This window comes from Citrobacter sp. On2M (assembly GCF_018035235.1).
GTDB lineage: Bacteria > Pseudomonadota > Gammaproteobacteria > Enterobacterales > Enterobacteriaceae > Citrobacter > Citrobacter meridianamericanus.
This window is the reverse complement of record NZ_WPCV01000004.1, coordinates 1,531,118-1,555,279: the sequence shown is the minus strand read 5'-3', so window position 1 is coordinate 1,555,279 and position 24,162 is coordinate 1,531,118. Positions and strand designations below refer to the sequence as shown.

Genomic DNA, 24,162 nt, shown 5'->3' with positions numbered 1-24,162 from the left:
CTAGTTTCCGTTGCTGTATAGGGAATACCCAGCCTTTACGGACTCAAGCATAAGGTCTACAGGGAGTTCAGAGTTAGATGATTCTTGTGTGAGATATCTTTCGATATCTTTGTACTGCATTCCATCTCTGGCTGATTTGTAACCACCTTGGCACCCATCAGAAACAAGCTTAAGAAGATCAAGTCTTCTTGATTCCTTCAGGTTCTGAAGATCGCCATCAAAAGACTCAACCAGAGATGAAGCTTTTTTATTGCATGAAACAAGGAGTTGATGCTCTGTAAGAGAGGCTGCCGCCATTAAAGGCAGACATGATGCAATTGATATCAAAATGGTATAAATCGACTTAAGCTTCATGTTTTATCCCTTATGCTGTTTTCCTGATTCTACCCATTAACTGAAGCAAAAACACTCAACGCTCACTCAGGTGGGCTTTTTGTCATTCTCAACAACAACATATCCTTGAGAGTCTTTCAGTAAGATGCTGATTTCACGCTGACTGAACCCCTCTGCGATGAACTTTTTTCCGTCGCTGGTTTGTATCGCTAGTTTTTTTCCTTTATTTCTGGCGACGAAGTATCCTATAGCTGCAGATAAGCAGTTCATTGCTGCCGGGCTTGTTATTCCGTTAACAATCACTTGCACCCACTCTAGCGGTGTTGAACTGTCGAATGCGAGAGTCACATGCGGCTTATGCTCTAAATGCCACTTACTCATTGCTTCATTCAAAGATTCAACATCTTCTTGTCGGACGGTAAAAATGAAACTCTCCATCGTTTACACTCCATCGTTAAAAAATATTGGCAATGCCTTTAGCCTAATTTTGGGTGGGATATCATTGCTTCTCGGGAGAGAGGTCTCTATCGAGAGCGAGATTACCCCTACGGAATTCACAAAAATGGTTGTCGATGACCTTCGCCGGCAAGCAGAAACAGGCGAGTTAGAAATGACACAAGAAGAGTTGCGCACATCATTGCTTGCCGCTCTTGATAAAAGCTAGCCCATGATGAGGTGGCATGTAGGCATCTATCCCTTCGCCCTTCAATGCGTCAATTAACCCAGAGACTTCATGAATGGAAACTGAAAAATTTATACGCTTTGAATTATCTTCCACGGGTAATGGAACCTCTCATATCGTGTGGGGCGGCAAGCTCATCATTGGTGGCTTGCTGATGCTCCTCGGGTTTAACGTAAAGGTCATGCAAAACATCGCTAAAGACGAGCTAATTGAATCCATAAAAAGCTAAGAAGAGGTAAAAAATGTATGATTTTCTCTGTTACCTCAACGGCGTCGTTGTCGAACACTTTGTTTCCATACCACTTGTCTGCTTCATAGTTGTACGGTGGTTAGTATTACGGTTGCTATGGGGGTCGTCGTACTAACCAAATCTATCCTTAAAGCGACGGTCGCTGTTGCGCCTATTCATCTTGCCGTTGCAGTAGGGGCATAGATGCTGCTTCTTGCCGTCGATAGTCCATGTGAAGTATTTCTTCTTGAAACCGGCACCGCAGATATCGCAGCTTCTTGGCTTGAAAAGGCTAGCCACGAAGACGAGTACAATAATTCCGATGATCCATTCCATTACTTATCCTTGCTGCACATTTTATTTAGCGTTTCAAGAAGCGCTTCTTTGAATTTTTCAGCTTCGCGAGAAGCGAATTCCTCTTTGCTACTCACATCGTTGGAGACAGCATCAAGCAGAATTTGAACAATTTCAGCATTCATAGATCTTCTGTTGTTCTTTGCTCGCAACCTTATTTTCTCTTTTAACTCATTGGAAACGCGGATGTTTATCTGCGGCTCTTCTCTAGACATGATGCCTCCATGGTGTAACCGTAATACTACCCTTGCATTACTCAGGTCACAATGGTATAACGGTTATACTAAAATGATATGGAGGTAATATGATTGTTCCGTCAGATGCACCTAAGTACAACCTGAGAATTCCTGCAGATGTTAAAGAGATTATTGAGAAAGCGGCAAAAGATGAGGGGAGATCGGTAAACAGCGAAATTGCAAAAAGGTTAATGGATAGCTTGAAACGTGATGGATTACTGTAACCTGAAATGTTGAAGCCCCAACTACTTGCGATAGTCAGGGCTTCGGATGTTAGTCAATCTTGAGGAAAAACCAACATGACAAGTATAGCAATTCTTGAAGCAGTTAACACCTCTTACGTTCCTTTCAATGGCCAGGAGATTATTGCTGTGATGGCTGCAGGTGCAACGTATGTTGCCATGCGTAAAATCGTCGAAAATATCGGGATAGATTGGACTGGTCAGTCGGTAAAGCTGCGCAAACAAAAAGAAAAGTTCGGGTGTAGAGATATCTCTATACCTTCAAAAGGTGGAGTTCAGAAGATGCTTTGCATCCCACTGAAGAAACTAAACGGTTGGTTGTTCAGTATCAACCCTGAGAAAGTTCGTGCAGATATTCGCGACAAGCTGATCCAGTATCAGGAAGAATGCTTCACTGTTCTCCATGATTACTGGACGAAAGGCAAAGCAGAAAATCCGCGCAAAAAGACAACGGTAGACGAGCGCACACCATTGCGCGATGCCGTGAATATGCTTGTAAGCAAAAAGCACCTGATGTACCCGGAAGCCTATGCAATGATTCACCAGCGATTCAATGTGGACAGCATCGAAGATTTGGAGCCCGAGAAGATACATGAAGCCATTGAATATGTTCATCGCGTGGTGCTTGAGGGAGAGTTTCTCGGCAAGCAAGAAGCATTACCAGCGCCAAAACTGGATATCAACTTTCCTATTTCGTGGTTCGTCGAAAATGCTCCATACACGGTTATCCGTCAGCAATGCGGTGACACAATAGCACTTGATCGCAGTGCTCTTGTTGATTGCAGTCCTGCATACAAGCTGGTTGCTGCACTAACATCAGCTGGGTACGACGTTAGCGCGGTGAGTGCAGAGCTAAAGGCGCTACGCACTATCATGGCTGAGCAAAGTTGGGCGCTAAAAGAAATAGCCTCATACACCGCGGTGCGAGACAAAGCTTGCCATCGAATTAATGTTGCACTTTAAGGAGTATAAAATGTCGATGAAAACTATCGGGGAAACCACCCTATCATCGTTTAGATTCAATCGCGACGGTGAATCTTATGAAGCTTCATTATCTTCTGTTGTTTGTGAGAACGAAAATGGTGACGATGAGTGGTGCTATTCGGTTGTCATAATTGATGATGAAGGAAATTTAATCATGAAAGAAATTTCTCATGATTTTATCGAAACATGCGATATATATGACAGATTAAGCATATTGGTTGAGAAGTTTATCATCAAATAACAAGCTTAGAACTAATACCCAAACCTCGCTCCGGCGGGGTTTTTTATTGCCCGGAGAACCGATGAGCATTCTCAGCCTCAACACAGCAGACATATTCAACGCGATCGGTGGCGGATCTCCGCTTTCCATAATCGACAGCGTTCTCCATCCTCAGTATGTGATCCGCAACAGCAAGACCAACGCAGTGGCGCTTGAGTTCAGCGGCATGGCATCTATTCAGCCAGGCGGAAGGGCGCAGATAACAAACGCACCGGTGGAAAAAGGTCAGTATCAGTCTATAAACAAGGTTAAAGAACCAGCCATCATTCGATGCTCAGTCATCATCACCGGACTTTCAGGTTTTACCGGATCTATTCCTAATATTTTTGACCTGACATTCACCAGCCAAAGCTCAACGCTAAACACCATCAAAGAGATGTTGGCTGCGACCGAGACCTACGACATTGAGACGCCGAAAGAAACGCTTCAGAGCTATGACCTTGTAGATCACGACTACGAAGTCACCTCACAGCGCGGAGTGTCAATGCTTACGGTGTTTCTGATATTCCAGGAAGTTATGCAGCAGATGGAGGTGACGCTTTCCGGAGCACAGACAAACGCCAGGCCAACTGATGACGAGATAAGCCAGGGAGTAACCGGGACTGGCGGATTCCAGAAAAATGCAGGATCTACTCCATCAACGGTAGACCAGTTAGGCAAGTCATGGTCATCACTAAAAAAATCACTTGGAGACTTATCAGACAGCGCCACTGGCGCAATTACGACCGGGTTTAAAAGCGCTCTCGAAACAGTTTCCGAGCCCGTTCTTAATGTGGCGAATAGTGCAACCGAAAAGGCCGCCGAGCTTGCAGGGAACATCAGCAAAAACATAACTGGTGCATCGAGTAAATAACCATGCAGACGATTGCTATAGAGCCAAAAAAATCTCAAATCCTGTCCATTAACCTTGCCGGTCAGTTGTGCATTATTCGCCTCATCCAGCGTGAAAGCTTCATGTATATGGATTTAACGGTGAATGGCTACCCAATTATGCAAGGCGTTCCGTGTCTTTATGGAAACAAAATGGTCGGGTATTCGTACCTCGGATTTAAGGGTGATCTGGTGTTTATCGATAACGACGGACAAAACGACCCATCTTATGAAGGTTTGGGAAGTCGTTACATCCTCTACTACATAGAGGAGGCCGAGCTTGTATAAGCAACACACTCTCCGGTTCGAATTCAAAAATAAAGCCGGCGCATTCGATAAAGCAGGCAATGACAAAATCACCATCAGCAATATCAAGGCAACCGTATCGCTAAATGGCGTGATTGGAAGAACTGGAACATCTGCAGAGGTATCTCTTTACGGGCTTAGTCTGGAAAGAATTGCCGAGTTATCAGGAAGAGCGAATGGGAATATGTCTCCTGATCAGAATATCGATATCGGGATATATGCTGACGATACTCTTGTGTTTTATGGCGGTATGACAGCCTCCATAGCGAATATGAACCAAGCCCCCGACAGTTGCCTTTCCATCACTGCAATAGCAGATGCAGAGTTGAGAAATAAAGCGGTTAGCCCCTTTACTGCCAAAGGATCGCAAAGCCTGACGGATGTCATTAACGCTATTTGCACCGCCGCTGGATATGAAGCTGTATTCGGTGATGGAGTAAATGGAATGACCACCTCAGGGAGCCCTCACTTTGAAGGAAGTGTGTTCGATCAGCTTCATCAGGTTTGCTCAGGGTATGGTCTTGCAATGAGTGTAACGCCTCCTGGCAAGGCTGAATTCTGGCCTTCAAATGTGCAGCGAGATGATGTTGTTCCGTTTATATCCAGCGAATACGGACTTATTGGTTACCCGGTATTTGCTGCTGGCGGAGTAATGTTCCAGACGCAATATTCATCTCTTCTTTCAATTGGAAGATACATCGAACTGAAAACAGAGGTTCCGTGGGCGAGTGGGAGATATCAACTTTCTACCGTTCGCCATGAGCTTTCATCGTGGGTAACTGGCGGCCCATGGCATACGATTTGTACCGCTAATAGAACGCAAAAGGATCGAGCGGAGGCGCAAAGTGCCAATAGATAGCAATCAATTTACCCCTACCAACGCCCAGATTAATGATGCCGAATCAATTGCATATGCATTCAAAATGCTTATGTCTGGTTACTACTTCATTGAGATTGTTATGGTTATGGAGGTGCGTGGTGAGGACGAGAATCTGGTAGTAGATGTTCTTCCATTGCTTTCACGTACTGACAGAACCGGTGCTCCAATAAAAAACTCAGTAATTTATGACATTCCAGTTTTCAGGCTGCAAAGCGGGAACAGTGCAGTAGTGATAGACCCTACGCCGGGTGACATTGGTCAAATCCTTGTTAATGACAGAGACACAACTCTGATCAGGGCAAACAGAAAAGAATCCACACCGGGAAGCGCAAGAACGCACAGTAAATCTGATGCCACATATCTTGGTGGGATACTCAATGCAAAGCCAACCGAATTCGTCAAATTCACTGGTTCAGGCATCAACATCAAATCCCCCGGAACTGTAAACATTAACGGTCTGAAAATTCTTCCTGATGGTCGCTTGCAGCTTGTAGACGGAAGCATTGTTGATGCACACACGCATGGAGGGGTATCGCCTGGTGGAAGCAATACAGCACCTTTGGAGCCATAAATGACATACAGAACCATGCAATTAGACACGTCTACGTGGGATTTGACGCTGGACGGGAACGGGAATCTGGCAATCGCCGATGAATCGTATTCTGTAGCGCAGGACGTTGCCAGCGCATGCCTGGTGTTCTCTGGTGAATGCTACTACGACAACACGCTCGGTATTCCGTGGAAAACTGAGGTGCTTGGCAAGCGACCGTCGCCGGGGTTCATTGCGCAAAAGATGCAGACGGAGGCGCTCAAATTGCCAATCGTTGATCAGGCTCTGGCATCCGTATTCTTCGATAAAAACACCCGCACAACTCGCGGCACTATCCGCGTAACTGACATCAACGGGAATATTGCACAGGCCACTTTATGACGACATTAAATACAGCCGTTCCGGATGTCACAATTACCGAGAATGGCCTGCTGGTACCGGACGTATCGGATGTGCTTGCTGGTCGACTAACTGACATGTCGACGGCTCTCGGAGGCGGTGCCAGCCAGTCTCTTAGCTCACCACAAGGGCAGATCGCACAGTCCGATACGGAGATTATTGCACAGGAATATGACAAGCTGCTTTGCCTGTTTAACCAGGTTAACCCTGACTACGCAACGGGAAGGTTTCAGGACGGAATCGGTCAGATTTACTTCATGGACCGGATTTCGGCACAGGGTACAGTTGTTACTGCGACGTGCATCGGGAGGGTTGGCACTATAATCCCTGCTGGCAGTACCGCCATTGATACCAACGGATATATTTACCGGTCTATCGACATAGCAACGATACCAGCATCAGGAAGCATTGATGTTCAGTTTGTGAATAACACAACCGGACCGATACCCTGTGCAGCAGGTGCATTAAATCAGATTTACCGGGCAGTGTCTGGATGGGATGCGATCACAAACGCGAATCCCGGCGTTGTTGGCGTTGATGTTGAATCACGTATTGCATTTGAAACACGGCGTAAACAGTCAGTCGCGAGAAATAGCCGTAATCAGGATGCATCAACTCTCTCTGCTTTGCTGGCTACGAATGGCGTACTGGATGCCTATGTATGGTCAAACAGAACAGCAGCTACGGTAAATCAGGGTACCACAAGTTTCCCGGTGCTGGCGCACTCGATTTATATCTGCGTGTATGGTGGTACCGATGAGGATGTTGCCGAGTCCATTTTCCAGACGTATAACCCGGGCGCAAACCTGAATGGAGATACCTCTTACACGGTTTATGATAATGTTAACTACCTCCCGCCATATCCATCTTATGTAATGCAATGGCAAAAAGCGCTACCAACTCGGGTTTACTTCAGTGTTGAACTTGACAGTTCTCTCAACCCACCCAGCGATATTTCAGTACAGGTTAAGAAGATGATCGCCTCCGTATTTAATGGCGGGTATGAGGGGATAGGTAAGGCAAGGATAGGTTCGACGATTAACGCCGGTAAGTATTACGCACCGGTTATTTCAATATCACCTGATACCGTTGGTATTTTATCACTTGAAGTTTCCATTGATGGTTCAACCTATGGTCCGGCTATAACAATGGGAATAGACCAGGTTCCAACAATTCAGGAATCAGATATTACCGTAACTCTTTCGTAAGGGGTGAGGCATGTGGGAAGACACAATACTTACCCAATACTCAGCAAGTAAAAAATTACTTTCTATTATCGAAACATTTAATCAGGCAGTAAGTCTTGATGATTTTACCGATGAGTTTCTTACCAAGGTATGGGATTTAACAACCTGTGAGACTTTTGGTCTTGATATATGGGGTAAGATTGTTGGCGTAAGCAGATATATTGTTGCGCCAATAGATAGCGATTCATTTGGATTTAGCGAAGCAGATGATGGAAGTCTTGATTACCCATCACCATTTAATGATTCTCCGTTTTACGGTGGTGTTCAGGAGACAACAAATGTCAGGCTTGGTGATGATGCTTACAGGACGTTAATATTCTGCAAAGCTTTTACCAACATAAGTATCGCAACAATCCCTGATATAAATAAATTCCTTAAAATACTTTTTTACCAACGCGGAAGGGCTTATTGCGTAAATTACAGAGACATGACGATTGGCATAACTTTTGAATTCGAACTTGCGCCATACGAAGAATCAATTTTAACCAATTATGAAGTGACTCCAGTACCTAGCGGTGTGCAAGTAAATATCAGGCAAATTGTAAGCCCGTACTTCGGGTTTGCTACAGATGCATATCCATTTAATGACGGCACATTTTACAGAGAATAAAGATGAACAGAACAGACTCGCCAAAGAAACAGCCAATCGTTTTTGGTGTTAACGGCCCGAGAGAGGATTTGCCTGATACAACTCCATCAGGAGATAACACAGCATCCTATAACTCAGGATTTCCTCCAATCACCATGACCCTGAAATCTGCTGGCGGTTTGCCACCAAAAGGTCAGGATATGAACCAGATACTTTACGAATTATCTGCCTTGTCTAGATGGTCAAGTGCTGGAGCTATGAATACATATGACTCTGCATTTGCCACCTCCATCGGAGGTTATCCTTCTGGATCATTCATCCTTGGTGATGATTTAAAAACAATATATAGATGCACATTGAATGGGAACTTAAACAACCCAAACACAATACCAACAGGATGGGAAAAGCAACCAGGAAGTGTTGTGCAGGGGACAGGAAGTTCTCAACTTGATGTTATCAGCCAGAAAGGCGCAACAGATACCTTTGCACTAAAGAGTTATTTTGATCACTTTGGCGGCGCTACATTGATGTTTAATGGAGCAAGGGATTTTTCTCTTCAAATTAGTGATGCCGGAGCTTTATCTCTTTACAATGCCACACTCGATCAAACCGTTATGGCGTGGTCTCCAACCGGCGAACTTGTATCAGGTACTGTGGGATTTGATCGTGTAGCGGAGTTAAAGAGTGCAGCCAAAAAAGATTTTGGTAACGGAGCCGGGCAGATACCTGATATGAGTTTTTTCCCATTATCAGGAGTTGGTACGGATAATCTTATTGCAAAGTTCCCTAATGGGCTAATTATTCAGGTATTTAGAAGGATAGTTAACAACTCGTCTACTGTAGGCGTGCCAGTAGTCACATCGACTACTTATCCAACACCTTTCCCTTCTGGTTTGTGGGGTGTTTTTGCTACGAAAGCAACTTACGCACAAGTATCAATCTCCTGCGAATCAGCAACTAATACTGGATTTGATATTGCAACCGTACTTAATACTGGTACAGGTGGCTCTACATCTTCGAATGCTTACTTTATCGCGCTGGGATATTAATATGAATTCTATGTTTATATGGGATGCTGAAAATATTCGCTTACTTTCATATCTTCTTAAAGATGAATATGAATCCTCTGGGATGTGGCCGGAAAATGGAGTAGACGTTTCTGATGAGATATCATCAGAATTTACAGGTCAACCACCAAATGGGAAAAAACTTGGTGTTGGTGTGGATGGCATGCCTGCTTGGGTTGATATTCCGTTACCCCCGAATTCTGATTTATTGAAAGCCGAGATAGCAAGGATCGGAGATATTTATAAAATAGATGTATATGATTTAAATACCGCATACTTGGCTGCAATCGTTAGCGATGGAGCGCAAGAAGTAACAAAACAGCAAATTGTTAGAGAGCAGATAAATCAACGGAAAGCACAGTACGTTGCAGATATCGCAGCAGCAAAAGAAAAATATCCAGTCTAAGGGGGGGTGTCATGGTAGAAGAAAACAAAGTTGATTCAGGACAAAAAGAAGAACAGGCTAAAATTCTCAAATTTTGTCCAATCTGTGGGAGTACTATGCACCAGGAGGATTATCTTGGTAGCAATTGGTGGTTTTGTGATGATCCAGAATGTGGGTTTTCAGAGCCAGTAAAATGATGTGAGACAGAAACGGGACACACAAAGCTTTGCATCGGTTTGCAAGGCTTTGCATGTTTTTCGAAGATGGGACTTGTGATGGGGCATGGGTGGGACAAAAAACATCACTAGCTCTAAGGTGAACTTAGACGACTGATGTTTTCGACAACTCTAACCTTCTGTTATTTGGTGCGCTCTTGGACGATCTTTGTCATTTATGAAAAATACATGGTCATATGATGTCGATGCAGGTGTAGGTTTAACGTGCAGAGATTGTTTGCCGGATAAGCGCAGCGGCCATCCGGCAACCAGTTACTTCTGGATCAAATAGCGAATCGTTGGGCCATCCTGCTGAATATCCAGCACCGTATAGCCGTGATTGCGCGCATCCAGTGGAATATTGTTGATTGACTGCGGGCAATCGCTTACCACTTCCAGAATTTCACCTTTCTTCAATTGCGGCATCGCTTCCAGCGTGGCGACAGCCGGGTATGGGCACGGTTCGCCGACCATATCGAGGCGATAATCAGGCACGATATTTTTCATACAGACTCCTTGGCAGGCGTTAGCCCTGCGCGACGGAAGAAGCGTTTTTCCCAGCCGATAATCAGCATCAGCGCGGCAAACAACAGCAGATAGGTTACCAGCAGACCGCCGAGTGGACCGAAGGTGTTGAGCAGATTCACTTTGTCCCAGTTGGTGGCAAGCGCGGGAGCAAAATCATCCCAGTAGTAGGCCAGAATGGTCGAGCCAATAACGTTGCCCAGACCAACCCACCAGTAATGTACCTGACCTTCAACGGCGCGGTACATCCAGCCGGTTTCACATCCGCCCGCTAAAACGATGCCAAAGCCGAACAGCAAGCCGCCGATCACCGCATTTGGACCCGCCCACATGATTTTAGGCTCGACGCCCAGTTGCACGTAGCTAAAGATACCGATGGCGCTGACCGCCATCCCGAAGATGATCGCTTTTGCCATATGGGTGCGACCAGAAATCCACAGGTCGCGGAAGGCGGAGGTGAAGCAGATTTGCGCCCGTTCAATCAGCAGACCGAACCCAACGCCAAACAGCATCGCCAGACCGAGCTTGGGTTTATCCATCGCGGTGAGCAGCGCCCAGCCGATCATGCCGATAAACACCAGCATGCCAAGGCGGAAACGGCGACGGGCCTGATCCGGCTTTTGCGTTAACGGCGAAGCGGCGGAGACTTTCTGCATTTTGACCGGAATACGAAACATCGGCAGCAGGGTAAAGCGTGCGCCAAACCATGAGCCGATTGCCGTTGCCAGCGCGAAAAACCAGGCATGTAGCGAGAACTGTGGAATGCCGGTGAAGAATGCGGCCAGGTTGCAGCCCATCGCGAGCCGGGCGCCGAATCCGGCGATCATCCCGCCGACTATCGCCTGCATAATGCGCACCCGGCTACGCGGCATGCGTAACTTGACGTTGTTAGCCCACAGTGCGGCAGCAAAACAGCCACCGAACATACCGAGGATCATCATGCCGTCAATGCGGGTCAGGGGCGAGCCTTCGAGATGAATCAGCTTGTAGTATCCCCACTCTTCGGCGTGCACGCCAAACAGTTGCAGGATTTGCCCACCCCAACGGGTGAATTCACCAGTAACGGCCCAAAAGGTTCCCGTAATGCCGAAATAATAAGTGGAGAGAATACCCGCTGCGATGACCGCAGGGGCGGGGGCCCAAAATTTAATTAACCAGGCCTGTTTGAAGTGTTGCCATGACATGCGTTGCGCCTCTGAACTCAGAAGGTATGTAACAAGAAGTGTGGATACTACACCGTTCAGAATTTTTGACTATGAGTAATAAGAGGTAATACCGTCTGGATCAATCTTTCTCAATGCCGCTGAAAGGCTGGCGACATCAGGCCTTTAATGCCACAATCCCATTTTCTTCGCATGCAGGATGAATGATGAAAAAAATAGCAATCGTTGGTGTATTTCTGGCGCTTACCGGATGCGCCGAAGTAGAAAATTATAACGACGTGGTGAAAACGCCAGCGCCAGCCGGTCTGGAAGGATACTGGCAGTCAAAAGGTCCGCAACGCAGTCTGGTAAGCCCGGAAGCGATTGCCAGCCTGGTGATAACGAAAGAGGGCGATACGCTGGATTGTCGCCAGTGGCAGCGGGTGATCGCGCTGCCGGGGAAACTGACGATGCTCTCTGGCGATCTCACCAACGTGACGGTGAAACGCGAGCTGTATGAGATTGAGCGTGAAGGCAATACGCTGGAATATGACGGTATGACGCTGCAACGGGTCGATCGCCCAACGCAGGAGTGCGCTGACGCGTTAAAGAAAACGCCGCTGGCTACGCCACTGCCATAAGCCGTACGCCCCGGTAGCCCATGGCCACCGGGGTTGAGTTTTAAATCACTTCTTCAATGACCCACACGCTGACGCTCCCGCCGTTACAATAAAATGTTGCTTCGCCGTTATCATCGGTAACCACGCTTTCCTCGCGATTACCCAGATAATCACGCCAGGTTTTATTGCCGTAATTCGCGCCGAGATTGATGGTCTTTTCTCCGTCATCGCCGTTAGACATAACAACCACACAGCCTGGATCGTCGTCCGTTCCGCTGCGACTAAAAGCGATACAGTTAGGATGATCGAAAAAGAGCGTCTGTACCCCATGCGCGAAGCGCTGGCGCGCGAGGATCAGTTCATCAAGCTGTTCAATGATCGGCATATCGATAGGATAGGTTTCGCCATCGCCGCCGGTGTCTTCGTAATGTGCGCCGTAGAGGTCAGGATAGAAGACTGATGGCACGCCGTTTTCGCGCAACAGGATCAGCGCATAAGCCAGTGGCTTAAACCACGGCTCGACGGGGGCTTCCAGCGCCTGCAAGGGTTGGGTGTCGTGGTTGGCAACCAGCGTGACGGCATGAAACGGATCGGCTTCCACCAGGGTGTCGGTGAAAATCTGACTCATGTCGTAATCGCGACCCTGACGGGAGGCTTCGTGGAATTTCATCTGCAAAGGGGCGTCGAACAGCATGGTTTTTCCCTCCACCTGATTGATGTAGGTTTGTAGCTTATCGACTTCGTGGGACCAGTATTCGGCGACGATAAACAGCGGCTTGGGCGCCACCTCCTGCACGTGCTCAATCCACTCTTTATAAAACCATGCCGGGATATGTTTCACGGCATCTAAGCGAAAGCCGTCGCACTGGGTTTGTTCCATTACCCAGCGTGCCCAATATTTGATCTCCTCGGTCACGGCGTGATTACGGAAATCGATGTTTTCGCCCATCAGGTAATCAAAGTTACCCAATTCATCATCAACCTGATCGTTCCAGCCTTCGCCGGTGTAATCGTTAACGATTTTAAAAATACCGTCTTCGGTTGGGTTCTCGATATGGTCAATGCCGCTGAAGCATTTAAAGTCCCAAATGAATTGCGAGTACTGGCCTGCGCGGGCAGGGAAGGTGTAGCGCGTCCAGCCTTCGCATTCAACGATCTCATCGTCTATTTGTGTGCGATCGTCGGCGTTAACCCGTTGGACGCGGATATTCTCTTTCTCATCCGCGCCCATTTTGTGGTTAACCACTACGTCCAGCAGGACGGCAATATCATTGTGTTTCAGCGCGTCTATCGCTGCCAGCAGTTGATTCTTATCGCCGTATTTGGTGGCGACGGTTCCCTTTTGGTCAAACTCACCCAGATCAAACAGATCATAAGAGTCGTAACCCACCGAATAACCGCCAGAAGCGCCTTTATAAGCGGGGGGCAACCATACCATGTTGATGCCGATGTCATTGAGCCCGCCTGCGCGTTCGGCAAGCTCGGGCCACAGTTGACCGCCATCGGGGTAATACCAGTGAAAAAACTGCAATAACGTGGGATTTTTCATCTTCCGTGCTCCAGAAGTCGTTTGGCCGACCTCTGGAGTATGGAAGATTATTCAGACGAGACGGGAAATTATTGTGGGGTAGTGGGGGCGTCGGGGACTAACAGCATGCCGGAAAGACGGCCATAGGCGTTATTTAGCGTCTTCTGGCGGGTCGATTGACCGATGAGATTGCTGAGCTCATCCAGGCGCTGCTGCAACAATGTTTTGAGTAACTGTTCGTTATCCAGCGTCTGTTTAATGTACCCGGCGGCTAAATCCTGAATACTTCGCGTAATGCCTGGTGGAGTTTGCTCTTCCATGACCACTTCAATACTTTGCAGATAGGTAACTTCCTGTTCCAGTAAAAGGTCCCATTCACCGCGCTGCGCCAGTTCCAGCAGTGAGTGACTGAGCAGCGCGATGCGCTGCCAACGGTTGATAAACTCCACGGCTGAGGTCATTAACGAGACTCCTGGGACGTCGCTTTCGGTGAGATCTGTTTCCAGGCTTCCGCAATGTTGCCGAGCAACCCTTCGACTTCTTCAATAGCCTGACAATCATTACGCAAGTTAGCTTGCAGTAAACGGCGGATCATATAGTCGTACAGCGAGGACAGGTTGGTGGCGATTTCGCCGCCATTCTCTTGATCCAGCCCCGCTTTCAGACCATTGTCGATAATGTTAATGGCTTTACTTAAGGCCTCGCCTTTAGCGACGATATCGCCCTGTTGCATAAACAGGCGAGCGCGCACCAGGGCACTGTTCGCGCCATCAAACAACATTTCGATCAACTGATGCGGACTGGCGCTCATCACGCCACTCTCTATGCTGACTTGTGCATAGGCTTTGGTACCGCTCGCGGTATACATGCTTACCTCGTGTTATCAGGAATTACTCATGGCTGAAAATTGTTGACCCAGATAAGTACTGGTGCTGTTCAGCTTGCTCATCATGCTATCAAGCTGAGTAAACTGTGCTTTATAGCGCGCGACGGTATCGTCGATACTATTGCTGACGGCCAGATATTGTTTGGTCAGTTTTTTTAGTGTGGCGTTAATATTGTCCTGAGCTACGTCAATAATGCCGTCATCGGCAAGGTAACCTTTTACTTCAGTGGCAATTTTTGTGGTAATCCCGGTTTCTTTGCCATCACCAACCAGCAACTGACGTGTAGCCGCGGTATTATCTTCCAGTGCTTTTTTCAGCTTGGTGTCATCAATTTTCAGTTTGCCGGACGTTCCGTCTGTGGTAATCCCGATTTCGCCTAACGTTTTAAATGCACCGTCGCCAGCACCGTTGGAAAATTGGGCGCGGATCCCTGTCTGGATAGTACGTACTGCGCTGTCACCGAGCAGAGCACCGTTATTGGTGTCCTGAGTTTCGGCCCCTGGATCTACTTCGGTGTATTTGGTCAGCGTTGAGAAGGTATCCAGCAGCGAGTTGTAGGCATCAACCCACCCTTTGATCGCTTCCGTTGCTTTATCATTGCTCTTGGTGACGGTGAGGCGCGCGTCGGTGACCACTTTGGTCAGATTCAGCGTTACGCCCTGCGGAGCATCGGTAATGGTGTTGCTTGGGCGTTCAATATCAATACCATTAACCTTTAATAACGCATTTTTGGCTTCCACCAGCTGTTTCATATTTCCGCTGCCAGCGGTGCTGTCGTAGGCCAGTAAATCATTGAGCTTACTGTCGCCGCTAACCGAAATGGTCATCTTATTATCGACACCGCTGTCGGCCGTTAATACCAGCTGATAATCATTTTCCTTAACTTTCACGATACTGGCGGAAATACCGCTGTCAGCGTCGTTAATGGCATCTCTAATTCCTTCAAGTGACGTCTGGTTTTTGCCTAACTTAATTTCCAGAGGTTCTTTACGACCTTTTTGCTCGATTTTAATCGTGCGGGTGTCAGAGGAAGTGTCACCTAACGCCTCTTTCACTGAACTGATACCGCTTTTCGTCGTTAATGATTGCGCCTGCGCCAGTTGCGTCACGCTAATCATATAGGTTCCAGCCGCTGCGCCGGCAGAGGTCGATGCCGTAAGATCTTCTGTACTGCTGGTGACGGTGGTGCTTTTAAACAGATCAGCGCTATTTAATGTGGTATTTGCCGTCTGGAATTTTTCCAGCGCGCTTTTTAGCGTCCCGTAGGCCGTCAGTCTCGCAGTGTTTGAACTCTGCTGCTGAGTAATTGGAGTTAAACGTTTTTTTTCAGCAGTCGTCAGATTTGTCAGCAATGTATCCAGCGGTAAGTTTGAGCCGACGCCCAATGATGTAAATGAAGGCATGCCTAATTCCTTGTGATTGCAAACAGTAGTTAAGCGGGTTATCGGCAATCTGCGCGCAAAGTTTAATGATAGTTTTGCAAAAATAATGCGCAGAATAATGGCATATAAAGAGGGTATTTCAGGGGCTAAGAAAAAAGAGGGCGGAAAGTAAAAATTTTCTAAAGTTCGAAATTAACGTGCCGATACATGGGTTACGGTGAGAAACCGTGGGCAACAGCCCAATAACATCAAGTTGTAATTGATAAGGAAAAGATCATGGCACAAGTCATCAATACAAACAGCCTGTCGCTGTTGACCCAAAACAACCTGAACAAATCTCAGTCTACTCTGAGCTCCGCTATCGAGCGTCTGTCCTCTGGTCTGCGTATCAACAGCGCGAAAGACGATGCTGCTGGTCAGGCGATCGCTAACCGCTTTACCGCAAACATCAAAGGTCTGACTCAGGCTTCCCGTAACGCCAACGACGGTATCTCCATCGCGCAGACTACTGAAGGTGCGCTGAACGAAATCAACAACAACCTGCAGCGTGTACGTGAACTGACTGTTCAGGCAACTAACGGCTCCAACTCCGATAGCGACCTGACTTCCATCCAGAACGAAATCACTCAGCGTCTGGGCGAAATTGACCGCGTATCCGGTCAGACTCAGTTCAACGGCGTGAAAGTGCTGGCTCAGGACAACACCCTGAAAATTCAGGTTGGCGCTAACGACGGCGAAACTATCTCCATCGACCTGAAAAAAATCGATACTCAGAGCCTGGGTGTATCTGATTTCCGCGTGAACGGTGCGCAGAAAGCCACTGCCAGCGATCTGATCTCCAAGTTTGGTGCGACTGGTACTGATAACTACAGTGCTTCCGTAAGTGTTGGTGGTGCGGCTGCCGCGGTAGTCAATACTGTTACTGTTGATGTTAAAACTCAGGGTGTACAGGTTGGCGGCAAAGACATGTATGTTAGTGCCAAAGATGGTGGCTTAACAGATAGTGCGACTCAGGCGAATACAGCTTCTACTATTTATACGACCACTGACACACAAAACAGTAGCGCCGTGAGCATGGCAAAATTAGGTGCTAATGCTAAAGCTGGTGATAAATTCACTTATGATGGTATGGAATTTACAGCTAAGGCTGATGCTGACGCATTTGGTAATGGTACCTACAGTGCTAAAGTTGATGGCAAAACGGTTACCTTTACTGTTGCTGCTGAGGATGCAACGGGTACTAAGGCCACTGTTAAGACTGACGTAGCGCTGTATGCTTCTCAAAACGGAACATTGACGACTAGCGCAACAACCGCAAACAAAGCCGCTACGGTTACTGATTTGCAAAATGCTAACGCAACCAAAACTGGCAGCACGCTGAAAGCGAGTGGTGCAACTTATAACGTTGATATTGATGGTAACGTGACCACTGGCGCTAAAACCATGTATGTTACTACCGATAAAAACGGTAGCCCTAAACTGGTTAACGAAGACGTTGCTAAAGCAAGCACCAGCACTGCAGATCCGCTGGCTGTACTTGATAAAGCTCTGGCACAGGTTGATGCACTGCGTTCTGACCTCGGTGCGGTGCAGAACCGTTTCGATTCTACCATCACCAACCTGGGTAACACCGTTAACAACCTGACTTCTGCTCGTAGCCGTATCGAAGATGCCGACTACGCGACCGAAGTGTCCAACATGTCTAAAGCACAGATCCTGCAGCAGGCAGGTACCTCTGTACTGGCACAGGCCAACCAGGTTCCGCAGAACGTTCTGTCTCTGCTGCGTTAATTTACGCTTATCGCGCAAACCCCGCTCCGGCGGGGTTTTTTACATTCGGCTTTACCCGTAACCCCTAAATAACCCCCCATTTCACCCACTATTCACCCGATTAAAACCCCTGCAGAAACGGATAATCATGCCGATAACTCATTTAACGCAGGGCTGTTTATCGTGAATTCACTGTATACCGCTGAAGGTGTAATGGATAAACACTCGCTGTGGCAGCGTTATGTACCGTTGGTGCGTCACGAAGCATTGCGCCTTCAGGTGCGTTTGCCGGCGAGCGTAGAACTGGATGACCTGCTACAAGCGGGCGGCATCGGGTTATTGAATGCCGTGGACCGATATGACGCTTTGCAAGGAACGGCATTTACCACTTACGCAGTGCAGCGTATTCGAGGGGCAATGCTGGACGAACTACGTAGCCGGGATTGGGTGCCGCGTAGCGTTCGGCGCAATGCTCGCGAAGTGGCCCAGGCGATGGGACAACTGGAGCAGGAATTAGGGCGTAACGCGACGGAAACCGAGGTGGCGGAGCGTCTGGCTATTCCTGTGCAAGAGTATCGTCAGATGTTGCTTGATACCAATAACAGCCAACTCTTCTCCTACGACGAGTGGCGGGAAGAGCATGGCGATAGTATTGAGCTGGTGACGGAAGAACATCAGCAGGAAAACCCGTTACAGCAGCTACTTGAGGGTAACCTCCGCCAGCGCGTGATGGACGCGATCGAGGCGTTGCCGGAGCGCGAAAAGCTGGTGTTAACGCTGTACTACCAGGAAGAGCTGAATCTGAAAGAGATTGGCGCGGTACTGGAAGTCGGGGAGTCACGGGTCAGCCAGTTGCACAGTCAGGCCATCAAACGTCTACGCACCAAGCTGGGTAAGCTATAGGGGTACATCATTACCCCTGAACAATGCCGCATTACGAATTGACTACCAGGAGTTCTCATGACGGTGCAGCAATCAAAAAGACGGCCTCTAAGCCGCTATCTCAAAGATTTCAAACACAGCCAGACGCATTGCGCCCATTGCCTCAAGTTGCTCGACCGGATCACGCTGGTTCGCCGCGGGAAAATTGTCAATAAAATCGCCATCGCTCGCCTGGACACGTTGCTGAACGAAGCCGAGTGGGAACAGGAGAAAAAAGAGTGGGTGGCGCTATGTCGTTTTTGCGGTGATTTGCACTGCAAGGAGCAGAGCGACTTTTTTGACATTATCGGTTTCAAACAATTTTTATTTGAGCAGACTGAAATGAGCCACGGTACAGTCCGCGAATACGTTGTCCGCCTGCGCCGCCTCGGGAATCATCTCACCGAACAAAACATCTCTCATGACCTGCTGCAGGAAGGCTTCCTCGACGAAAACCTTGCCCCGTGGCTGCCGGAAACCAGCACCAACAATTACCGTATCGCCTTACGTAAGTATGAGCAGTTCAAAGCCCATACCCATATGGGACATATGCAGAAATCCTCCTGGACAGCCAGTTCTGATATATATTAAAAACGAATAAGGTGTAACAGAGTCGTGTTTGTGGATCACCGCAAACGCTTTACACTCTAGTCATAAATGATAGTCACTAATGACAATATTCGGGGTAACTATGAAATTAGCACTTCTGGGACGTCAGGCTCTGATGGGTGTAATGGCTGTTGCACTTGTCGCCGGAATGAGCGTGAAGACTTATGCAGATGAAGGTCTGTTAAATAAAGTTAAAGAGCGCGGCACGCTGCTGGTGGGCCTGGAAGGGACCTATCCCCCGTTTAGTTTTCAGGGCGATGACGGCAAACTGACCGGTTTCGAAGTGGAGTTCGCCGAGGAACTGGCAAAGCACCTTGGCGTGAAAGCCACGCTGAAACCGACCAAATGGGACGGTATGCTGGCTTCTCTTGATTCCAAACGTATTGACGTGGTGATCAACCAGGTGACCATCTCTGACGAACGTAAGAAAAAATACGATTTCTCCACCCCGTATACGGTCTCCGGCATTCAGGCACTGGTGAAGAAAGGCAATGAAGGCGTTATTAAGACCGCCGCCGATCTGAAAGGTAAAAAAGTCGGCGTTGGTCTGGGCACCAACTATGAAGAGTGGCTGCGCCAGAACGTACAGGGCGTGGATATTCGTACCTATGACGATGACCCGACCAAATATCAGGATCTGCGCGTAGGCCGTATTGACGCCATTCTGGTTGATCGTCTGGCCGCGCTTGATCTGGTCAAGAAAACCAAAGATACGCTGGCCGTCACTGGCGAAGCGTTCTCCCGCCAGGAATCCGGCGTGGCGCTGCGTAAAGGCAATGAAGATCTGCTGAAAGCGGTTGATGCAGCCATTGCTGAAATGCAAAAAGACGGTACGCTGAAGGCTCTGTCTGAAAAATGGTTTGGAGCGGATGTGACGAAATAATCGTCACCCGATGAAAAAAGGCGCCTTTAACAGCGCCTTTTTTTATTTCATTGCGCCTGAACGTGCATAATAAAAAGAACATCACAACAACGAATACCGGAGGCTATATGCCACTGCATAACTTAACGCGCTTTCCACGTCTGGAATTTATTGGCGCGCCAACGCCGCTCGAATATCTTCCGCGCTTCTCAGACTATCTCGGGCGCGATATTTTCATCAAACGCGATGACGTCACGCCGATGGCCATGGGCGGAAATAAGCTGCGTAAGCTGGAGTTTCTGGCCGCAGACGCGCTGCGTGAAGGCGCGGATACGCTGATAACCGCAGGTGCGATTCAGTCTAACCACGTTCGCCAGACAGCGGCGGTTGCGGCTAAACTTGGTCTGCACTGCGTGGCGCTGCTGGAAAATCCGATTGGCACCACGGCGGAAAACTATCTTAGCAATGGCAACCGTCTGCTGCTGGACCTGTTTAATACGCAGATCGAAATGTGCGATGCGCTAACCGATCCGAATGCGCAGTTGCAGGAGCTCGCGACGCGGATTGAAGCGCAAGGGTTTCGGCCTTATGTGATCCCGGTTGGGGGGTCTAATGCTTTGGGCGCGCTGGGCTACGTGGAAAGCGCGCTGGAAATTGCCCAGCAGTGTGAAGGGGCCGTTTCGCTCTCTTCCGTGGTGGTCGCGTCGGGTAGCGCTGGAACGCATGCCGGACTGGCGGTGGGGCTGGAGCAACTGATGCCAGACGTTGAACTTATCGGTGTGACCGTCTCGCGCAGCGTGGCGGATCAAAAACCCAAAGTTGTTACGCTGCAGCAGGATATTGCCCGTGAACTGGAGCTGACGGCCACTGCGGATATCCTGCTATGGGATGATTATTTTGCGCCGGGCTACGGTACGCCAAACGAAGAGGGCATGGAGGCAGTAAAACTGCTGGCGCGCCTCGAAGGCATCTTGTTGGATCCGGTGTATACCGGCAAGGCAATGGCGGGTCTTATTGACGGCATCAGCCAGAAACGCTTCAAAGATGAAGGGCCAATTCTCTTTATCCATACTGGTGGGGCGCCTGCGCTGTTTGCCTACCATCCTCACGTGTAACGACCAGGTAGAAAAACGCTAATGCAAGAAAGTATCCAACTGGTGATTGATTCTCTGCCGTATCTGCTCAAAGGCGCGGTTTTTACGCTGCAACTGAGTATCGGCGGGATGTTCTTTGGCCTTGTGCTGGGGTTTATTCTGGCACTGATGCGTCTGTCGCCGCTGCTGCCTGTGCGTTGGCTGGCGCGCTTTTATATCTCTGTCTTTCGCGGAACACCGTTGATTGCCCAGCTGTTTATGATTTATTACGGTCTGCCGCAGTTTGGTATTGAGCTGGACCCCATCCCGGCAGCAATGATTGGCTTGTCGCTTAATACAGCCGCTTACGCTGCGGAAACGCTGCGTGCGGCAATCTCTTCCATCGATAAGGGGCAGTGGGAGGCGGGGGCCAGTATTGGTATGACGCGCTGGCAAACCATGCGTCGGGCGATCCTGCCGCAGGCTGCGCGGGTTGCACTTCCACCGCTGAGCAACAGCTTTATCAGCCTGGTGAAAGACACCTCTCTGGCCGCGACTATTCAGGTACCGGAACTGTTCCGTCAGGCGCAATTGATTACCTCGCGTACGCTGGAAGTGTTCACGATGTATCTGGCGGCCTCGCTGATTTATTGGGTGATGGCAACGGTGCTTTCTGCACTGCAAAACTATTTTGAAGAGCAACTGAACCGCCAGGAGAGAGAGCCGAAATGAGTGCTATCGAAGTCAGAAACCTGGTCAAAAAATTTCATGGACAAACGGTGCTTCATGGGATCGATCTTGACGTCAAACCCGGTGAAGTGGTGGCAATTATCGGGCCGAGCGGTTCGGGCAAAACCACGCTGCTGAGAAGCATTAATTTGCTGGAGCAACCGGAGGCGGGCACCATTAAAGTCGGTGAGATTACGATCGATACCGCGCGTTCGTTAACTCAGCAAAAAGGCCTGATTCGTCAGTTGCGCCAGCATGTGGGTTTTGTGTTCCAGAACTTTAATTTGTTCCCGCATCGTACGGTACTGGAAAACATTATTGAAGGTCCGGTGATTGTTAAAGGCGAGCCGAAAGCCGAAGCCATAGCGCGTGCGCGCGAACTGCTGGCAAAAGTCGGGCTGGCAGGTAAAGAAACCAGCTATCCACGTCGCTTGTCCGGTGGACAACAGCAGCGTGTGGCTATTGCCCGAGCGCTGGCGATGCGCCCTGAGGTGATTCTTTTTGATGAGCCGACCTCTGCGCTCGACCCTGAACTGGTTGGCGAGGTACTTAATACCATCCGTCAACTGGCGCAGGAAAAGCGTACGATGGTGATTGTGACGCACGAAATGAGCTTTGCGCGTGACGTGGCCGATCGGGCGATATTTATGGATCAAGGACGGATAGTAGAACAAGGGCCAGCGAAATCCTTATTCACGCATCCGCAGCAGCCACGAACCCGTCAGTTTCTTGAAAAGTTTCTGATGCAATAAATAGTGCATGCAGCACTCGTCTAAATTGTTTTTAGCGAGTGCTGTTCGCATAACTATTTATAATTATTGCTTTATTATTAACGTTTAATGCTGTTACTTTCTTCCGCCATTGAGTAATGCTCAAGTAATTGCTCAGTTGTCCGATAATTTACATATATAAAATACATTTATGTGTTAGCTTGTTTCATATGTTTGGATGATTATCAATCTCAGGGGTATTACCACTTAGTATGCAGGGTCATGATTTCTTCACCTGGCGACGGAGCATGCTGTTACGCTTTCAGGAAATGGCGACGGCAGAGGATGTCTATAACGAATTACAACAACAGACGCAGCATTTAGAGTTCGACTTTTACGCGCTCTGTGTTCGTCATCCCGTACCTTTTACCCGGCCTAAAACGTCGCTTCACACGACGTATCCCAAAGCCTGGGTGGCGCATTATCAGTCCGAGAATTATTTTGCGATTGACCCGGTACTGAAACCTGAAAACTTCAGTCAGGGGCATTTACCCTGGAACGATTCCTTATTTCGCGATGCACAGCCCCTGTGGGATGCTGCGCGCAATCACGGTTTACGGAAAGGAATGACGCAATGCTTAATGTTGCCTAATCGGGCGTTGGGTTTTTTATCGGTATCGCGTGCGAGTGTCCGTAATAGTTGTTTTGCCAGCGATGAGGTAGAGCTCAGGATGCAACTACTGGTGCGGGAAAGTTTGTCGGTACTGACGCGGCTGGAAGATGACATGGTCATGGCGCCAGAGATGCGCTTTAGTAAGCGGGAAAAAGAAATATTGAAATGGACGGCGGAGGGGAAAACCTCTTCAGAGATAGCGATAATTCTGTCGATTTCTGAAAATACCGTTAACTTTCACCAGAAAAATATGCAAAAGAAATTTAATGCACCAAACAAAACGCAGATCGCCTGTTATGCCGCTGCAACCGGGCTTATCTGAGTAAATTATCGTTCTGAGTTTCAGACGCAAAACCGGCTGATAGCGATGCTCTCAGCCGGTTTCTTATTACTGGCGGTAAGCCTGTTTAATTTGCTTAACAGTGCTGGAAAATACCGCAGCCTGTGATTGATCTTCAATCAGTGCGATCTGTTTTTCCATTTTAAGAATCACGCGTCCTGCATCGGCTTGACCCATTGCCTGCAGCATCAGCGTTAACATGGCTTTCAGGCAGGTGACTTCATTGGCCAGTTCCTGGTTATTCTCAGCAGTGGAAAAGTCAGGCGTACTCATTTATTTTCCTCGTTATGTTTCAATGAAAAAGTGCGATGTCAAATCTTAAGGCGGCGGAGTATACCATAAGCGAGGCTAAAAATATCAGTGGTTGTTTTTTGTGCAATTGAGAGGTGCGGACATTAAAATAAACAACTTGTTGCAGCGCATATATTTTCTCCACTTGTTGTTTATTTCGAGTATTTTACTCGTTAATTATTGTTACAACTTTGACTGCTTGGTTTGCATTCAGCGAAGGAATATGATCTTTTTGTCACCATTATGAAACAG

At 48.2% G+C, this 24,162-nt stretch carries 35 protein-coding genes; 24 read left to right on the top strand and 11 right to left on the bottom strand.

The features are described 5' to 3' along the window. Together On2M_RS17890 and On2M_RS17885 are read right to left on the bottom strand one after the other, a co-directional pair. Entirely contained in the window at nt 1-354 is a 354-nt protein-coding gene (locus tag On2M_RS17890; protein WP_210904773.1) for a hypothetical protein, read from the bottom strand. 66 nt (nt 355-420) lie between these two features. Then, the gene (locus tag On2M_RS17885; protein ID WP_210904774.1) at nt 421-771 is read right to left on the bottom strand and encodes a hypothetical protein; all 351 of its coding nucleotides are present in this window, start codon (nt 769-771) and stop codon (nt 421-423) included. Here On2M_RS17885 and On2M_RS17880 point away from each other — a divergent pair. Together On2M_RS17880 and On2M_RS17875 are read left to right on the top strand one after the other, a co-directional pair. Next, the gene (locus tag On2M_RS17880) at nt 758-997 is read left to right on the top strand and encodes a hypothetical protein (RefSeq protein WP_210904775.1); all 240 of its coding nucleotides are present in this window, start codon (nt 758-760) and stop codon (nt 995-997) included. The genes On2M_RS17885 and On2M_RS17880 overlap by 14 nt on opposite strands. A 73-nt stretch (nt 998-1,070) precedes the next feature. Beyond that, on the top strand, nt 1,071-1,244 hold the full coding sequence (locus On2M_RS17875; RefSeq protein WP_210904776.1) for a hypothetical protein: 174 nt from the start codon (nt 1,071-1,073) through the stop codon (nt 1,242-1,244). Nucleotides 1,245-1,376: 132 nt separating this feature from the next. Here On2M_RS17875 and On2M_RS17870 read toward each other — a convergent pair whose 3' ends face one another. Together On2M_RS17870 and On2M_RS17865 are read right to left on the bottom strand one after the other, a co-directional pair. Further along, nucleotides 1,377-1,580: a hypothetical protein gene (locus On2M_RS17870; RefSeq protein ID WP_210904777.1), complete on the bottom strand. Its 204-nt coding sequence runs from the start codon at nt 1,578-1,580 to the stop codon at nt 1,377-1,379. After that, nucleotides 1,580-1,813: an Arc family DNA-binding protein gene (locus tag On2M_RS17865; protein ID WP_210904778.1), complete on the bottom strand. Its 234-nt coding sequence runs from the start codon at nt 1,811-1,813 to the stop codon at nt 1,580-1,582. The genes On2M_RS17870 and On2M_RS17865 overlap by 1 nt, the downstream gene beginning before the upstream one ends. 89 nt (nt 1,814-1,902) lie before the next feature. Here On2M_RS17865 and On2M_RS17860 point away from each other — a divergent pair, with 89 nt between their 5' ends. From On2M_RS17860 to On2M_RS17800, 13 genes are all read left to right on the top strand, one after another. Beyond that, nucleotides 1,903-2,058 carry an Arc family DNA-binding protein gene (locus On2M_RS17860; protein WP_115396188.1) on the top strand — a complete coding sequence of 52 codons (156 nt, stop codon included), beginning with the start codon at nt 1,903-1,905 and terminating at the stop codon, nt 2,056-2,058. A gap of 75 nt (nt 2,059-2,133) precedes the next feature. Then, nucleotides 2,134-3,039, top strand: coding sequence for a phage antirepressor N-terminal domain-containing protein (locus On2M_RS17855; protein WP_210904779.1), 906 nt, complete (start codon nt 2,134-2,136; stop codon nt 3,037-3,039). A 10-nt stretch (nt 3,040-3,049) separates the two neighbouring features. Continuing rightward, the gene (locus On2M_RS17850; protein ID WP_210904780.1) at nt 3,050-3,301 is read left to right on the top strand and encodes a hypothetical protein; all 252 of its coding nucleotides are present in this window, start codon (nt 3,050-3,052) and stop codon (nt 3,299-3,301) included. Between the two features lie 61 nt (nt 3,302-3,362). Next, nucleotides 3,363-4,193, top strand: coding sequence for a hypothetical protein (locus tag On2M_RS17845; protein ID WP_210904781.1), 831 nt, complete (start codon nt 3,363-3,365; stop codon nt 4,191-4,193). Nucleotides 4,194-4,195: 2 nt separating this feature from the next. Beyond that, the gene (locus tag On2M_RS17840; RefSeq protein WP_161623331.1) at nt 4,196-4,498 is read left to right on the top strand and encodes a hypothetical protein; all 303 of its coding nucleotides are present in this window, start codon (nt 4,196-4,198) and stop codon (nt 4,496-4,498) included. Beyond that, entirely contained in the window at nt 4,491-5,375 is an 885-nt protein-coding gene (locus On2M_RS17835; protein WP_210905240.1) for a hypothetical protein, read from the top strand. Before On2M_RS17840 ends, On2M_RS17835 begins: the two co-directional genes overlap by 8 nt. Continuing rightward, nucleotides 5,362-5,967, top strand: coding sequence for a phage baseplate protein (locus tag On2M_RS17830; RefSeq protein ID WP_210905239.1), 606 nt, complete (start codon nt 5,362-5,364; stop codon nt 5,965-5,967). The genes On2M_RS17835 and On2M_RS17830 overlap by 14 nt, the downstream gene beginning before the upstream one ends. Next, nucleotides 5,968-6,327 carry a hypothetical protein gene (locus On2M_RS17825; RefSeq protein WP_053390255.1) on the top strand — a complete coding sequence of 120 codons (360 nt, stop codon included), beginning with the start codon at nt 5,968-5,970 and terminating at the stop codon, nt 6,325-6,327. Beyond that, complete coding sequence (locus On2M_RS17820; protein ID WP_210905238.1) at nt 6,324-7,553, top strand: baseplate J/gp47 family protein; 1,230 nt, start codon at nt 6,324-6,326, stop codon at nt 7,551-7,553. Before On2M_RS17825 ends, On2M_RS17820 begins: the two co-directional genes overlap by 4 nt. Before the next feature lie 10 nt (nt 7,554-7,563). Beyond that, on the top strand, nt 7,564-8,202 hold the full coding sequence (locus On2M_RS17815) for a DUF2612 domain-containing protein (protein ID WP_210905237.1): 639 nt from the start codon (nt 7,564-7,566) through the stop codon (nt 8,200-8,202). Nucleotides 8,203-8,204: 2 nt separating this feature from the next. Beyond that, complete coding sequence (locus On2M_RS17810) at nt 8,205-9,230, top strand: hypothetical protein (RefSeq protein WP_210905236.1); 1,026 nt, start codon at nt 8,205-8,207, stop codon at nt 9,228-9,230. A gap of 1 nt (nt 9,231) precedes the next feature. Beyond that, complete coding sequence (locus On2M_RS17805) at nt 9,232-9,654, top strand: tail assembly chaperone (RefSeq protein WP_210905235.1); 423 nt, start codon at nt 9,232-9,234, stop codon at nt 9,652-9,654. Nucleotides 9,655-9,665: 11 nt separating this feature from the next. Further along, nucleotides 9,666-9,830, top strand: coding sequence for a hypothetical protein (locus On2M_RS17800; protein ID WP_210905234.1), 165 nt, complete (start codon nt 9,666-9,668; stop codon nt 9,828-9,830). A gap of 291 nt (nt 9,831-10,121) precedes the next feature. On the opposite strand, the gene yedF is transcribed toward On2M_RS17800, so the two are convergent. After that, entirely contained in the window at nt 10,122-10,355 is a 234-nt protein-coding gene (yedF, locus tag On2M_RS17795) for a sulfurtransferase-like selenium metabolism protein YedF (protein WP_000790504.1), read from the bottom strand. Next, the gene (gene yedE, locus On2M_RS17790; protein ID WP_322908343.1) at nt 10,352-11,578 is read right to left on the bottom strand and encodes a selenium metabolism membrane protein YedE/FdhT; all 1,227 of its coding nucleotides are present in this window, start codon (nt 11,576-11,578) and stop codon (nt 10,352-10,354) included. Before yedE ends, yedF begins: the two co-directional genes overlap by 4 nt. A 164-nt stretch (nt 11,579-11,742) precedes the next feature. On the opposite strand from yedE, the gene yedD reads away from it, so the two are divergent. Then, complete coding sequence (gene yedD / locus On2M_RS17785; RefSeq protein WP_210905233.1) at nt 11,743-12,156, top strand: lipoprotein YedD; 414 nt, start codon at nt 11,743-11,745, stop codon at nt 12,154-12,156. Nucleotides 12,157-12,196: 40 nt separating this feature from the next. On the opposite strand, the gene amyA is transcribed toward yedD, so the two are convergent. The 4 genes from amyA to fliD all read right to left on the bottom strand — a co-directional run bounded on the left by amyA (nt 12,197) and on the right by fliD (nt 15,953). Then, nucleotides 12,197-13,684, bottom strand: a complete 1,488-nt coding sequence (gene amyA, locus On2M_RS17780) for an alpha-amylase (RefSeq protein ID WP_210905232.1) — start codon at nt 13,682-13,684, stop codon at nt 12,197-12,199. A gap of 68 nt (nt 13,685-13,752) precedes the next feature. Next, nucleotides 13,753-14,124, bottom strand: coding sequence for a flagella biosynthesis regulatory protein FliT (gene fliT / locus On2M_RS17775; RefSeq protein ID WP_151218906.1), 372 nt, complete (start codon nt 14,122-14,124; stop codon nt 13,753-13,755). Continuing rightward, nucleotides 14,124-14,531, bottom strand: coding sequence for a flagellar export chaperone FliS (fliS, locus tag On2M_RS17770; RefSeq protein ID WP_086503972.1), 408 nt, complete (start codon nt 14,529-14,531; stop codon nt 14,124-14,126). Before fliS ends, fliT begins: the two co-directional genes overlap by 1 nt. 15 nt (nt 14,532-14,546) lie before the next feature. Beyond that, nucleotides 14,547-15,953: a flagellar filament capping protein FliD gene (fliD, locus tag On2M_RS17765; protein ID WP_210905231.1), complete on the bottom strand. Its 1,407-nt coding sequence runs from the start codon at nt 15,951-15,953 to the stop codon at nt 14,547-14,549. A gap of 255 nt (nt 15,954-16,208) precedes the next feature. Between fliD and On2M_RS17760 the strand changes: the two genes are divergently transcribed. The 8 genes from On2M_RS17760 (at nt 16,209) to sdiA (ending at nt 23,601) form a co-directional block, all read left to right on the top strand. Beyond that, on the top strand, nt 16,209-17,723 hold the full coding sequence (locus tag On2M_RS17760) for a flagellin (protein WP_210905230.1): 1,515 nt from the start codon (nt 16,209-16,211) through the stop codon (nt 17,721-17,723). Between the two features lie 162 nt (nt 17,724-17,885). Further along, nucleotides 17,886-18,605: an RNA polymerase sigma factor FliA gene (fliA, locus tag On2M_RS17755; RefSeq protein ID WP_016153479.1), complete on the top strand. Its 720-nt coding sequence runs from the start codon at nt 17,886-17,888 to the stop codon at nt 18,603-18,605. Nucleotides 18,606-18,662: 57 nt separating this feature from the next. Beyond that, nucleotides 18,663-19,214 (top strand): flagella biosynthesis regulatory protein FliZ, encoded by a 552-nt coding sequence (gene fliZ / locus On2M_RS17750; protein WP_048218004.1) that lies wholly within the window; start codon nt 18,663-18,665, stop codon nt 19,212-19,214. A 100-nt stretch (nt 19,215-19,314) separates the two neighbouring features. Next, a complete protein-coding gene (gene tcyJ, locus On2M_RS17745) occupies nt 19,315-20,115 on the top strand; it encodes a cystine ABC transporter substrate-binding protein (protein WP_151218904.1) in 801 nt (266 codons plus the stop codon). Between the two features lie 107 nt (nt 20,116-20,222). Continuing rightward, nucleotides 20,223-21,209, top strand: a complete 987-nt coding sequence (dcyD, locus tag On2M_RS17740; protein WP_151218903.1) for a D-cysteine desulfhydrase — start codon at nt 20,223-20,225, stop codon at nt 21,207-21,209. A 21-nt stretch (nt 21,210-21,230) separates the two neighbouring features. Further along, nucleotides 21,231-21,899, top strand: coding sequence for a cystine ABC transporter permease (gene tcyL / locus On2M_RS17735; RefSeq protein ID WP_151218902.1), 669 nt, complete (start codon nt 21,231-21,233; stop codon nt 21,897-21,899). Continuing rightward, the gene (tcyN, locus tag On2M_RS17730) at nt 21,896-22,648 is read left to right on the top strand and encodes an L-cystine ABC transporter ATP-binding protein TcyN (RefSeq protein WP_137397256.1); all 753 of its coding nucleotides are present in this window, start codon (nt 21,896-21,898) and stop codon (nt 22,646-22,648) included. Before tcyL ends, tcyN begins: the two co-directional genes overlap by 4 nt. Before the next feature lie 230 nt (nt 22,649-22,878). Then, nucleotides 22,879-23,601: a transcriptional regulator SdiA gene (gene sdiA, locus On2M_RS17725; RefSeq protein WP_151218900.1), complete on the top strand. Its 723-nt coding sequence runs from the start codon at nt 22,879-22,881 to the stop codon at nt 23,599-23,601. A 66-nt stretch (nt 23,602-23,667) separates the two neighbouring features. Here the strand turns inward: sdiA and On2M_RS17720 are convergent, their stop codons facing one another. Beyond that, nucleotides 23,668-23,892, bottom strand: coding sequence for a DUF2594 family protein (locus On2M_RS17720; protein ID WP_016153474.1), 225 nt, complete (start codon nt 23,890-23,892; stop codon nt 23,668-23,670). Nucleotides 23,893-24,162: the final 270 nt, after the last annotated feature.